General features: G+C 73.1%; 11 protein-coding genes, 1 tRNA gene and 1 pseudogene. 6 read left to right on the top strand and 7 right to left on the bottom strand.

Translation table 11 applies throughout. The features are described 5' to 3' along the window. Positions 1-7: 7 nt before the first annotated feature. From AB0K07_RS25245 to AB0K07_RS25230, 4 genes are read right to left on the bottom strand one after another with little or no spacing between them, the layout of a single operon-like run. Positions 8-1,084 carry a hypothetical protein gene (locus AB0K07_RS25245; protein WP_363758197.1) on the bottom strand — a complete coding sequence of 359 codons (1,077 nt, stop codon included), beginning with the start codon at positions 1,082-1,084 and terminating at the stop codon, positions 8-10. After that, positions 1,081-1,797, bottom strand: coding sequence for a thioredoxin domain-containing protein (locus AB0K07_RS25240; protein WP_363758195.1), 717 nt, complete (start codon positions 1,795-1,797; stop codon positions 1,081-1,083). The genes AB0K07_RS25245 and AB0K07_RS25240 overlap by 4 nt, the downstream gene beginning before the upstream one ends. Next, entirely contained in the window at positions 1,790-2,314 is a 525-nt protein-coding gene (locus AB0K07_RS25235; protein ID WP_363758193.1) for a MauE/DoxX family redox-associated membrane protein, read from the bottom strand. The genes AB0K07_RS25240 and AB0K07_RS25235 overlap by 8 nt, the downstream gene beginning before the upstream one ends. Positions 2,315-2,346: 32 nt before the next feature. Next, complete coding sequence (locus tag AB0K07_RS25230; protein WP_363758191.1) at positions 2,347-2,937, bottom strand: sigma-70 family RNA polymerase sigma factor; 591 nt, start codon at positions 2,935-2,937, stop codon at positions 2,347-2,349. A 107-nt stretch (positions 2,938-3,044) separates the two neighbouring features. Here AB0K07_RS25230 and AB0K07_RS25225 point away from each other — a divergent pair, with 107 nt between their 5' ends. From AB0K07_RS25225 to AB0K07_RS25210, 4 genes and pseudogenes are all read left to right on the top strand, one after another. Beyond that, positions 3,045-3,680, top strand: a complete 636-nt coding sequence (locus AB0K07_RS25225; protein ID WP_363758189.1) for a zf-HC2 domain-containing protein — start codon at positions 3,045-3,047, stop codon at positions 3,678-3,680. 47 nt (positions 3,681-3,727) lie between these two features. Continuing rightward, positions 3,728-5,392: a copper resistance protein CopC gene (locus AB0K07_RS25220; protein ID WP_363758187.1), complete on the top strand. Its 1,665-nt coding sequence runs from the start codon at positions 3,728-3,730 to the stop codon at positions 5,390-5,392. Positions 5,393-5,409: 17 nt separating this feature from the next. Further along, positions 5,410-6,144, top strand: coding sequence for a YcnI family protein (locus AB0K07_RS25215; protein WP_363758185.1), 735 nt, complete (start codon positions 5,410-5,412; stop codon positions 6,142-6,144). Between the two features lie 681 nt (positions 6,145-6,825). After that, positions 6,826-7,137, top strand: a pseudogene (locus tag AB0K07_RS25210) (hypothetical protein); the annotation flags it as partial. Between the two features lie 260 nt (positions 7,138-7,397). Here the strand turns inward: AB0K07_RS25210 and AB0K07_RS25205 are convergent. Beyond that, a complete protein-coding gene (locus tag AB0K07_RS25205) occupies positions 7,398-8,666 on the bottom strand; it encodes a glycosyltransferase 87 family protein (RefSeq protein ID WP_363758183.1) in 1,269 nt (422 codons plus the stop codon). Positions 8,667-8,738: 72 nt separating this feature from the next. Here AB0K07_RS25205 and orn point away from each other — a divergent pair, with 72 nt between their 5' ends. Both orn and AB0K07_RS25195 read left to right on the top strand, forming a co-directional pair. After that, positions 8,739-9,329: an oligoribonuclease gene (orn, locus tag AB0K07_RS25200; protein WP_363758181.1), complete on the top strand. Its 591-nt coding sequence runs from the start codon at positions 8,739-8,741 to the stop codon at positions 9,327-9,329. A gap of 144 nt (positions 9,330-9,473) precedes the next feature. Next, a tRNA-His gene (locus AB0K07_RS25195) sits at positions 9,474-9,546 on the top strand. 111 nt (positions 9,547-9,657) lie between these two features. Here AB0K07_RS25195 and AB0K07_RS25190 read toward each other — a convergent pair. Further along, on the bottom strand, positions 9,658-10,941 hold the full coding sequence (locus tag AB0K07_RS25190) for an Ig-like domain-containing protein (protein WP_363758179.1): 1,284 nt from the start codon (positions 10,939-10,941) through the stop codon (positions 9,658-9,660). Between the two features lie 252 nt (positions 10,942-11,193). Next, a complete protein-coding gene (locus tag AB0K07_RS25185; protein WP_363758177.1) occupies positions 11,194-12,456 on the bottom strand; it encodes an Ig-like domain-containing protein in 1,263 nt (420 codons plus the stop codon). Positions 12,457-12,598: the final 142 nt, after the last annotated feature.

Below are 12,598 nucleotides of genomic sequence, written 5' to 3'. Positions count from 1 at the left end.
CGGCGGGTCAGGTCTGCGCGGGGGCGGGGGTGCGGGAGGCGGCGTGCAGGCGGAGCACGCCGGCGGCGGTCGCGCCGGCGCCGACGATCAGGACCAGGGCCACCATCACCCGGGCGGCCTCGGGTGCCCAGGGCACCGGGGCGACGGACCGGGCGAACACCGCGGCGTTGGCGACCCCGGCGAAGAGCGCCAGGCAGGCCCCGGCCAGCGCCACCGCGAAGTCGGCGGCCGGGCGGCGGGCCAGCGCGTAGCACCCGGCGGCGATCGCGCCGAGGCCGGTGAGCAGCGACCAGACCTGACCGGCCAGCAGCCCGACCAGCACGCCGCCGACGCCCTCGGCGCCGGCGTCCAGTTCCCGGCCCACCGGGTACAGCACGGCGACGCCGCCGCCGGCTACCAGCAGCACGCCCAGGGCGGACAGCGCCCGGGCGCCGGCCGGCGTGGCGGCGGCGAGCAGGCCGAGCGCGCCCACCGCGAGCAGCCCCACGATGGTCACCGCCCACCAGGTGTACGCGTCCGGCGGCGGCAGCCAGTCCAGCGTGCCGCGGATCTGCGCGGCGTCGGCGCCGTCGCGCAGCGGGATCGTCCAGTCCCGGACCCGGTGCTCGCGGTCCGGCGCGGCGCGTACCGCGTCCGGTGGTGCCGACTCCCGCCACAGCGCGCGCTGGTCGTGCCAGCGCACCGTGGGCCCGTCGGCGATCCGTCGCCAGGAGGGGGTGGCCGCCGGGTCCGCCTCGGCGGGGAGCGTGGTCTCCCCGGTGAGGGTGCGGTTCAGGTAGGTGGCGGGGGAGCGGGTGTTCTCGAAGACCCCGTCCGGGCCGACCCGCAGGTACGGCTCGCCGGAGTAGCCGATCACCTCGATCGGGCGGCCGGTGCGGTTGGTCAGCTCCAGCCGGGCGCCCGCCTCGATCACCCGTACCTCCAGCCCGGGTCGGGCCGGGGCGACGCCGGTGGTCCGGGTGCGGTAGTCGGTGCCGTCCGGGGCGTCGGCGCCGTGCGCGGCGGCGGGTGCCGCGGTGAGCAGCGTGGCCGCGCAGACGGCGGTGGCGACCAGGCCGGCGCGGGCCAGCAGGGTACGGATCACTTGCCGGCCGCCGCCACGGCCGCGGTGAGACCGTCCGGGCTGCGGTCGGCGAGCGGCTGACCGTTGACCAGGATGGTCGGTGTGCCGGTGACGTCGCTCCGGCTGGCCTCGTCGGTGACGTGCTCGGTCCACGTCTGGTACGTCCGGTCCTTGACGCAGCCGCCGAACGAGGCCCGGTCGAGCCCCACGCCGGCGCCGACGTCGATCAACTGGTCGTCGGTGAGCCCGGCGCTGCCTTCCGGCGGCTGCTGGTCGAAGAGCGCCTTGGCGTACTCCCGGAACTTGCCGCCGGCGGCCGCGCAGCCGGAGGCGGCCGAGGAGCGGGTGGAGTACTCGGTGGTGGAGAACCGGTTGAGGTACGCCACCGGGTGGTAGACGATCTTCGCCTTGTTCTCGGTCACCAACTGATCCAGGGTCGCCCCGGTGGTCTGCTCGAACTGCTTGCAGGCCGGGCAGATGAAGTCCTCGTAGACGTCGACGGTGACCGGTCCGCCGCCGGTGACGATGCCGGTGCCGTCGGCGTTGGCGCCGGGCGGGGTGGTGAAGTCGTCCGAGCGCTGGCTGGACCAGACGCTCCAGCCGATCAGACCGGCGATGACCAGCACGGCGACGGCGGCGGCGGAGACCCAGATGGTGCGGCGTCGGCGCCGTTCGCGGGCGAGCTGCTGGCGGACCACCCGGGCCGCGTCCCGCTGCCCCTTGCGACTACTCATCCTCGTCCTCCACGGCGGGTTCACCGGCCAGCCACCCGTCCACCGAGACGGGCGTACGTGGCCAGATCAGCAGAAATCCGGCCAGCACCAAGAATCCCAGGTCGCGCAGGATCTCCGGGAGGTAACTGGGTGCCTGCCCCTCGGCGAGCTGCCCTCCGCTGCCGAAGCAGCCGCAGTCGATGGCCAGGCCACGCGCCCACGCCGAGGCGATCCCCGCGATGAAGACCACCAGCAGCGCGGCCGAGACCGCCGCGCTGAGCCGGGCGGCTAGCCCGAGCAGCAGCAGCACGCCCAGCGCCAGCTCGACGAAGGGCAGCGCGGCGCCGACCACGGTCGCCACGTCGTACGGCAGCACCTGGTAGGCGTTCACGGCCCGGCCGGAGGCGGCCAGGTCGCCGACCTTCGACGCGCCGGCGACCAGCCAGACGGCGGCGAGGCCGAGCCGGGCGGCGATGCCGAGCCAGGGCCGGACGGCGGGCCAGCGGCCGGCGCGGGTGGGAGGTGCTGTCACGCTCATTTGTCGTTCCGTCTCCGCCGGAAGTTCCGGGCTCAGCCGGTCAGGGCGTCGCCGACCGCCTCGACCAGCTCGTCTCGGGCCCGGGCGACCCGGGAGCGGATGGTGCCCACCGGCACCCCCTCGACGGCGGCGGCCTCGGCGTACGACAGGCCGAGCAGCTGGGTGAGCACGAACGCGGCGCGTCGCTCGGCGCTCAACCGGCGGACCAGGTCGGCGGCGCCGAGCTGCCCGGCCGGGTCCGGATGGGGTCGGTCGGTGTACGCGTTCGCGGCCAGCCGCTCGTCGAGGCGGCGGCGGCGGATCACGGTGCGCAGGTGGTCGGCGCAGGCCCGCCGGGCGATGCCGAGCAGCCAGGTGCGGGCGCTGGAGCGACCCTCGAACGCCGGCAGTGCCCGGAACGCCCGCAGGTACGTCTCCTGGGTCAGGTCGTCGGCGCTGTCCGGGTCGACCAGGGCGGCGGCGAAGCGCCAGACCTCGACCTGGGTCAGCCGGACGAACGCGGCCTGGGCGGTCGGGTCGCCGTCGCGTGCGGTCAACGCCCACTCGGTCGCCGGATCCCGCGCGACGCCACCGGCCGGGTCAGCCGGATCGGCGGCACCGGTGTCACGCGGGACGGGGATCACGACAAACCAGGTTACGCGGAGCTCGGCGCACCGACAGAGCCCTTTGCCCCTTGGATGTCCTGCGCCACGTCGGGAACTTTTCCCCGCCCTGGGCCGACTACCCCGTCATGACTTGCGACCACGTACGCGCGGCGCTGTCGGCGCGGCTGGACGGGGAGGACCCGCAGGCGTCCCCGGCGGCGCTGGACGCCCACACCGCCACCTGCGCCGGCTGTCGGGCCTGGCTGGCCCGGGCCGAGGAGGTGACCCGGCTGGCCCGGGTGCGGCCGGTGGAGGTGCCCGACCTCACCGCGGCGGTGCTGGCCGCGGTCGCCGCCGATTCCGCCCACCGGAGCCCGGTCGCGATCCGGCGGGCCCGCCGGCAGGTGCTGCGGGTCGCGGTGGCGGTGGCCGCGGTGGCCCAGCTGGCCATCGCGCTGCCGATCCTGCTCGCCGGGCTGGGCGTGTCGGTGGACCCGCACACCAGCCGGGAGATGGCCTCGTTCGACGTGGCGCTGGCGGTGGGCTTCGCGCTGGCCGCCTGGCGACCCGAGCGGGCCCGGGCCTTCCTGCCGGTGGCGCTGGTGCTGGCGGTCTGCCTGGCCGGCACCAGCGTGGTGGACATCGCCAACTCGACCACAGCGCTGGTGCACGAGGTCGGCCACCTGGCCGCCGTGGTCCAGGCGGGGCTGCTCTGGGCGCTGGGCCGCAGCGGCGGGGAGGATCGGCCGCTCACGCCGGCGCTGGCGGCAGGGCGCGGGTGAGCCGCCCAACCGGCTCGGGTCGCCGAGACCCACGCCGGTCGGCGAGCATGGCGGGCATGACTGTCGCCCCCCGCCGCTGGCTCGCCCGGCTGGCCGCCACCGCCGGCCTCCTGGTCACCGTCGTCGCCCTGCTGATCGCCCCGGCCACTCCGGCCAGCGCCCACGCCGTGCTGCAGAGCAGCAGCCCGGCCGCCTCGTCGGTGGTGCCGAGCGGCCCGGCTGAGGTGGTCCTGACGTTCAGCGAGTCGGTCCGCAAGGTCCCCGGCAAGATCCGGGTCATCGCGCCGGACGGCTCCCGCGCCGACCGGGGTGAACCGTCCTTCAACGGCGCCGTGGTGACCATCCCGGTCGACCCGGCCGGGGAACGGGGTACCTACCTGGTCAGCTTCCGGGTGATCTCCGCCGACAGCCACCCGGTCTCCGGCGCGTTCACCTACTCCGTCGGCGCGCCCTCGACGCCGCCGGTCGACTCCGGCGCCGACAGCCGGGCCAACCCGGTGGTGGGCAACGCGGTGAAGGTGGCCCGTTTCCTCGGGTACGCCGGCCTGGTGCTGCTGGTCGGTCCGGCGCTGGTGCTCGCCGCGCTGTGGCCCCGACGGCTGTCCCGGCGGGGGCCGGCCCGGCTGGCGTGGACCGGTCTCGGCCTGGTGGCCGTCGCCACCCTCGCCGACCTGTGGTTGCAGGTGCCCTACACCGCCGGTGGTGGCCTCTTCGAGGTGACCGGCGAGGGGTTCGGCAGCGTGTTCGGCAGTGCCTTCGGCGCCGCCCACCTGGTCCGGCTCGGCCTGCTGGCGGCATCGGCGTTCCTGCTCCGGCCGCTGCTGGCCCGGCCGTCCGGGCGCGCGGACGCCGTCATCCTGGCCGTGCTCGGCGGGGCCACCCTGCTGACCTGGCCGCTGGCCGGGCACCCGGCCGCCTCCCCGGCCCCGGCGGTCTCGGTCGTGGTCGACGCGGTGCACCTGGGCAGCATGGCCGTCTGGTTGGGCGGCCTGTTGATGCTCGCGGTCTTCCTGCTGCGCCAGGCCGACGAGCGTGAGTTGGGCGCGATCCTGCCGATCTGGTCACGCTGGGCGGCGCTCGCCGTCTCGGCGTTGCTGCTGGCCGGCACCGTCCAGGCGCTGATCGAGGTGGCCACCGTCGACGCCCTGGTCAACACCACGTACGGGCGGCTGCTGCTGGCCAAGATCGGGCTGTTCGCGCTGGTGATCGCCGTGGCCGCGTACTCCCGGCAGCTGGTGCGCCGGCGCACCGCGGCGCAGCGACCCGTGCCGGTGCGCCGGGCGGTCCTGGTGGAGCTGGCGGTCACCGTGGTGGTGCTGGGCCTGTCCGCGACGCTGGTGCAGACCACGCCCGCGCGGACCGCCGTGGCCGAGCCGTCCGGCACCCAGGCCGGCCTGTTCTCCACCACCCTGTCCAGCCCGCTCTTCTCCCTCCAGGTCGAACTGGACCCGGCCGAGCGGGGCAACAACTCGATGCACCTGTACGCGTACACCAAGGACAACCAGCCGCAGCCGGTGGCGGAGTGGCGGGCGACCGCCGCGCTGCCCTCGGCCGGGATCGAGCCGATCGAGGTCCCGTTGCTGCCGCTGACGGACAACCACGCCTACGGGGACGTCAGCCTGCCGGCCGCCGGCGACTGGCAACTGAAGATCACCGTTCGCACGTCCGACATCGACCAGGCCACGGTGACCGCCACCGTGCCCATCCGTTAGAGAGGCTCCCGAAACCCATGACCCGTCTCCGGCGTACCGCAACCGCCGCTACCGCCCTGGCGTTCACCGCCGTCGCCACCGCCGTGCTCGGCTTCGCCGGGCCGGCGTCCGCCCACGTCTCGGTGAACCCGAAGGAGGCGACCCAGGGCGGCTACGCCCGGGTGGCGTTCCGCGTGCCGAACGAGAGCGACACCGCGTCGACCACGAAGCTGGAGGTGGTGCTGCCGGAGAACGCCCCGGTCGGCTCGGTGTCGACCATGCCGGTGCCCGGGTGGACGGTGGCCGTGGAGAAGCGCAAGGTCGACCCGCCGATCGAGGTGCACGGCAGCCCGATCACCGAGGCGGTGGCCAAGATCACCTGGACGGCCACCGGGGACGCGGCGGTGAAGCCCGGCCAGTTCCAGGAGTTCCCCGTCTCCATGGGCCCGTTGCCGAAGGTCGACTCGATGGTCTTCAAGACCCTGCAGACCTACTCCGACGGCAACGTGGTGCGCTGGATCGACGAGCCGACCTCGGGCGGCGAGGAGCCGGAGCACCCGGCGCCGGTGCTCGCCCTGACCGCCGAGGCGCCGTCGGCGTCCCCCACTCCGGCCGCGGCGGCCGTCGCGACGACCGACGACGATGACGACGACGAAGGCGACGGCACCGCGGTTGGCCTCGGCGTCGCCGGTCTTGTCGCCGGCCTCGCCGGCCTGACGCTGGGCGGGCTGGCGTTCGCCCGGACCCGTCGGGAGCCGGTCGCCAAGTCCTGAGCCGCACCGTCACACCCGCTGGCCCGCCGGACGATCCGGCGGGCCAGCGTGCTTTCCAGAGCCGGAACCGACCGTGCTGCGGATATCCCCTGATCAGACGGAGTACGTCGGTAAGGTCGGCCGGGTATCTGGCTACGGAGGGGGACGGTGCGAATGCGTTTCGTGCGGGCGATCGCCGGAGTGCTGCTGTTGGTCATCGGGATTCCGGCGCTGTTCGCCGGTGGCGCGCTCTGGCTGGTGACCCGGCACGCCGATCCCGGCGGGACCTTCGCCGCCCGGTTCGAGACGGTCCGCACACCCGGGCGCGCGGTCGTGGTCACCGACCTCGACCGGCTGCTGCGCCAGGAGGCGCCGTTCGCGCGTACCGCGCAGACCCGGCTTCGGGTCGACGCCCGCACGCCGGACGGCCCGGCCTTCGTGGGGCTGGCACCCACCGCCGAGGTGCGCCGCTGGCTGGAGCCGGTGCCACACGCCGCGGTCCGGCGGGTGGCGCTGGCGCGGGGTCCGCTGCCGGTCCGGCTCGACCCCGCCGGCCCGGCCGCCGACGCCCCGACCGCCGCCGGGGCGGTCACCCCGCTCGGTCGCCCGTTCTGGGTACGCGAGGGGATCGGCTCGCTGGAGTGGAGTGCCGACGACCTGGCCGGCGAGCCGATGAGCCTGGTGATGATGCGGCCGGACGGCGGTGCCGACCTGGCCCTGGACCTGCGCGCCGAGCTGCGGGCGGGCTGGACCACGCCGACCACCTGGGGGCTGCTGGCGGTGGGGGTGCTGCTCGTGGTGGGCGCGGCGGTGCTCCTGCTGCGCCCACCGCGTCCGCGCGAGGTGGTCTTCGTGGTCGAACCGGACCAGGTGCCGGTGCTCGCCGGCCGGCTCGGGGTCAGTTCGTTGAGTGGCCTGGGCGCCCCGCCCGCCCCGGACGCCGGAGTGGCGCGGTCGCTGCCGGCCGGGCGGCAGCTCACGCCGGTCGGGTCCGGCGTGGGTGAGCGACCCCGGTCGGCGATCGGCGCCGAACCGGCCCGGCCGAGCACCCTCGCGGACGTGGAGGCGCCGGCCCGGCTGCCCCGTCCGCCGGAGGTGACGCTGAGTCTGGCCTGGCCACCGGTCGCTCCGGAGCCGACGGCCCGGCCGGTGACGGTGGAGAAAACGGCGAGTGGCCCTCCGCGCTGCCGACGCGGAGGGCCACCCTCACCGGGGGATCGGTGCTACCCGAGCGACGCTTGAGGTAGGTGAGACCAGATTAGCGCCGATGGTGGCTACTGGGGAGGTCTGTCCATTTGGTGCGACTTTTCCACCGAGCGGTCCGTCCGGACCGGCAGGGTCACCAGCAGCAGCAGGCTGAGCAGCACATAGCCGTTGCGCAGCACGAAGTCCACCGGATCGTCGGTGCGGACCGGGGCCACGCCCCAGTCGTGGAACGACACCACGCCGTAGATGATCAGGGCGGTGGTGCCCACCGCGAGCCCGGCCAGCCACCGTCGCCGGCGCACCTCGTCCGGCCGGTCCGCGCGCAGCGCCGCGTCCGCGAGCAGCACCACCGCCGGCACGAACCAGTAGATGTGGTGGGTCCAGGTGATCGGGCTGACCAGGGCGCCGACCAGGCCGGTCAGGGTAAGGCCGGTCAACGCGTCGCCCGCCCGGGCGGCGCGGACCGCCCGCCACAGCCCGTAGCCGGCCACCACGGCGACCACCAGCAGCCAGAGCAGCCGGTCCGGCTTCTCCGGCGCGCTGAACCGGCTCAGCAGGCCGAACAGCGACTGGTTGCCGGTGTAGTCGGTGCGGCCGACCCGGTCGTTGTCCCACAACTCCTGCGTCCAGAACCGCCACGAGTCGCCGGGCGCGACCGCCGCCGCCAGCAGGGTCGCCGCCGCCGCGGTCGCGCTCGCCACCACCGCGGCCCGCCACCGCCGGGTGGCCAGCAGGTACACGATGAAGATGCCCGGGAAGAGCTTGAGCGCCGTCGCCAGGCCGATGCCGACGCCGGCCCAGCGCCGCGCCTGCGGCACGGCGAACAGCAGGTCGGCCAGGATCAGCACGACCAGCAGCATGTTGATCTGCCCGAAGGTGATCGTCTCGCGGGTGCTCTCCACCGCCAGCACCAGCAGCACGCCGATGGTCAGGGTGAACGCCCGAGGCAGGTGGTGCCGGGCGATCACCGGCGTCAGCAGCCACCGGGTGGTCACCACCACGGCCAGCACGGTGAGCACCGTGAAGATCGTCACGGTGGCGCCGAGCCGGATCAGCCCGAACGGCCAGAGCAGCAGCGCGCTGAACGGCGGGTAGGTGAAGTACAGCTCGCCCTGCACCCGGTCCGGCTGGACGTAGTCGTAGAGCGGGTTGCCCGCCGTCCACCAGTCCATGGCGGACATGTAGATCTTCAGGTCGAAGAAGTTGTGCACCAGGCCGGGCAGGTAGAGCGCCGGCAGTACGGCGATCAGCGCCACCACCGCGACGAGTCGACGGACCGTACGGCCGCCGGGGTCGTCGTCGGTGACGGCGGGCGGTGCGACGGGTTCGGCTGGCACTCCGAAACCCTAGCGGGCTGCTCCGTGGAGAGCGCGCAGCCGCGGGTCGTGGCCGGCGCGTAGGCTGTCCCGGTGGCTGATCTCCTCGTCTGGATCGACTGTGAGATGACCGGTTTGGACCTCGGCAGGGACAAGCTGATCGAGGTTGCGGCACTGGTCACCGATCCTGACCTCAACGTGCTGGGTGACGGCGTCGACGTGGTGATCCACGCCGATGAGGCCGCGCTGGAGGCGATGCCGGAGATCGTCCGGACGATGCATGCCAAGTCCGGCCTCACCGAGGAGGTGCGCCGCTCGCCGGTGACCCTGGCCGAGGCCGAGGACCGGGTGCTGGAGTACGTCAGCAGCTTCGTCAAGGACCCGCGTACGGCGCCGCTGTGTGGCAACTCGATCGCCACCGACCGGGGCTTCATCGCCCGGGACATGCCCCGCCTCGACGCGCACCTGCACTACCGCATGATCGACGTCTCGTCGATCAAGGAGCTGTGCCGCCGCTGGTATCCCCGGGTGTACTTCGGTCAGCCGCAGAAGGGCCTGGCGCACCGCGCGCTGGCCGACATCCGGGAGAGCATCCGCGAGTTGGAGTACTACCGGCGGACCGTCTTCGTCCCGCTGCCCGGCCCGGACGTGGAGACCGCCAAGAGCATCGCCGCCGACCTCTGACGGGGGCCTCCCGGACACCGGGCGCGGCGTTGGCAGGTGTGTCGGCCGCGGGGAGCCGGGAACCCGCTGGACGGGGTCGGCCGGGGTGTGGCTATTATTGGTCCGCACCCCGCCCGGGGCGATCGACCGGGCGTCGGAGGCATGGTGGCTGTAGCTCAGTTGGCAGAGCACCGGGTTGTGGTCCCGGTTGTCGTGGGTTCAATTCCCATCAGTCACCCAGCTGGTGAACCTCAGGCCCCCTCCAACGAGGGGGCCTGAGTCGTTGTGGGGCCTCAACCTCATACGAAAGCCCCCTCCGCGTGGAGGGGGCTTTCGTCGTTGTGGCTACTCAGGCGGTCGGCGTGGGGGTCGGGGTGCCGGCGTCCGGCGTCGGCGTGACGTCCGGGTCCGCCGGCGGCTCGTACGGCACGGCGCTGCCCTTGACGTACTCGTCCCAGCTCATGTTCCAGTCGGTCCAGCCGTTGCCGTTCTGGAGCTTGCGTTCGGTGCCCTTGACGGTGATCGGGTCGCCGATCTGGGTGTTCTTGAACAGCCAGTCGCCGTTGGCCATCGACACGTTCACGCAGCCGTGCGAGACGTTCGTGGTGCCCTGCTGCCCCTCGGACCAGGGCGCGGCGTGGATGAACTCCCCGCCCCAGGTGAGCCGCTGGGCAAAGTCAATCTTGGTGCGGTAGCCCTCCTCCGGGCCCAGCTCCTCCATGGTGTCGAAGACCGTCTTGCGCAGCTTCTCGATCACCACCATGGTGCCGCTGGACGACGGGGTGCTCTTCTTGCCCAGGCTGACGGGGATGGTCTTCACCACGGCGCCGTTGCGGGTCACCGTCATCCGCTTGGTCTTGTTGTCCACCGTCATGACCACCGCTGCGCCGATCTTGATGTCCACGGTGAGGTCGGCGCGGCCGTACCAGCCGTCACCCATCGGCAGGCCGCCGGCCTGCACCCGGTAGGAGACCTTGGTGTTGGCCTTCCAGAACTCCTTCGGCCGGTACCGGATCTCGGTGGGGCTCACCCAGTGCCAGATTCCCTCCTGGGCCGGCGTCGAGGTCACCGTCATCCGGCGCTGCACGTCGTCGCGGTAGTCCTCCGGAACGGCCTGGCTGAACTTCACGATCAGCGGCATCCCGACCCCGACCACCTGGTTGTCGCCGAGGAAGCTGCTCACCCGAATCTGCTTGCCCGGCTTCGCCATGGTGGTGAAGGTGCTGGTGGCGGTGGCCGGACGGCCGTCGTCACCGGTCGCGGTCACCGTGGCGGTGTAGCTCGTGCCGTACTCCAGTGCCCCGGCCGGCAGCCAGGTCTTGCCGTCGGCGGCGAGGGTGCCCTCGACCGCCTTGCCGGCCGCGTCCTTGAGCTCGACGGCGGTCTCCACGGCGTCCTTGGTGGTGAAGGTGATGCCGGTGGATGCCGGCACGTCCTTGGCGTCGGCCGCCGGTTCGCTGATGGTCGCCGCCGCCTTCGGCGCCGGGCTCTCGCCGCCGCCCTGCCATGAGGACGGCTTGCCGCCGCCGTCGGTGCAGGCGGAGGTGAAGGCCAGCGCCACGGCGAGAAGCCCCGCCGCGAGCACGCGGCGTCGCCCACCGGGCCGGATCAGCTGGTCCTGGCTAGCTCGCATGATGTCCTCACAGTCGTGGTCCCTGACCCATCGTCTCTTAATGACGCGCCAGAACCGCCCCCGGTTGCCGAGGGTGAACCGGAACACGCCAACAATGGTGCCGGAAATTTGCTAATATCCGGCGTTTCGTGAGCCTGGCTCGTCTCCGTGCCGGGACTGAAGGTCGCCGCTGGCACCGCCGCGTCGCGGGCAGAGCAAAGAGTACGCGCCGGCCCGTGCGGTCGCACGGGCCGGCGCGGGGCGTCGGAGGGCTCAGACTGCCGGGCCGGACCCGCCCGCGGGCACCGGCAACGCACTGCCCTTGACGAACTCCGACCAGCTCAGGCTCCACGCCGTCCAGCCGTTACCGGCGGCGAGCTTGCGCTCGGTGCCCTTCACCGTGATCGGGTCACCGATCCGGGTCTTCTCGAACAGCCACCGGGCGTTCGCCATCGACACGTTGACACAGCCGTGCGAGACGTTCTGCCGCCCCTGCAAGTGCTCAGACCAGGGCGCGGCGTGGATGTACTCGCCACCCCAGGTGAGCCGCTGAGCGAAGTCGATCTCGGTGACGTAGCGGTTGGCCGGGTCCGGGTCGTCGCGGGTGTCGAAGACCGTGGACTCCTTCTTCTCCATCACCACCATCGTGCCGCTGGAGGACGGGGTGGTCTTCTTGCCCAGGCTCACCGGCACGGTGCGGACCAGAGCGCCGTTCTCGTACACCGACATCTTCTTGCTGGCGTTGTCGACCTTCATCACGAACGAACGGCCGATCTTGGCGGTGGCCTTGCGGTCGACGTCGCCGTAGCGGCCGTTGCTCAGCGGCACCCCGGCCAGGGCGATCCGCACGGTGATGGTGGTGCCCGGCTGCCAGTACTCGGGCGCCCGGTAGTAGGCCTGCGTGCCGTTGTCGATCCAGTGCCAGGCCCCCGGCTGCGGCGGGTCCGTGCGGACGAACATCCGCTTCTGCACCGCCGCCCGGTCCTTCTTCGGGATGCCCGGGTGGAACTCGGTGACGACCGGCATGGCCACCCCGTAGCTCTTGTCGTCGAAGAGGTAGAGGCCCGACCCGATGGTCGACTTCGGCTTGGCCATCGTGGTGAAGCTGCTGGTGCCCTGACTGCTCGTCCCGTCGGGCGCGGTCGCCGTCACCGTGGCGGTGTAGCGGGTGCCGTACTTCAGCGGGGCGGACGGCACCCAGGAGGAGCCGTCGGTGCGCAGCTTGCCGGTGACCGCACTGCCGCCCGCGGCGGTCAGGGTCACCCCGGACACCTTCGCGCCGTCCGGGAGCTTCGCGCTGATCTCCGTGCTCACCGGCTTGTTCTTCGTGCCGTCGCCCGGGCTCAGCGTCAACGGGGGCCCGCTCGGCGCGGCCGGCGCCGTCGGCTCCGCCGTGCCGGGTTCGGCGCTCGCGCTCGACTCGGTCCCGCCGACGAATTCCGGCTTCTTCTGCTCGTCGCCGCACCCGGTCAGTGCCAGCGACGCCACCAGGGTCAGAGCGCCCACCACCGCCCCGGCTCGCGTGAACCGTGCCATCCCCACCTCTGTTCTCGCGTACCTGGCGGACATCGTGCCGTATCACCGCCTCGACACACGTCCCCGTCCCGGGCGCGCTGGTCGGTTTGCCCCGTTCTGCCGACTAAGCTCGTCCGAAGGGGGGACCCGGGTAACCGGATTG

The sequence above is a fragment of the Micromonospora sp. NPDC049301 genome, assembly GCF_040678715.1.
GTDB lineage: Bacteria > Actinomycetota > Actinomycetes > Mycobacteriales > Micromonosporaceae > Micromonospora.
This window is presented reverse-complemented; position numbering and strand designations above follow the sequence as displayed.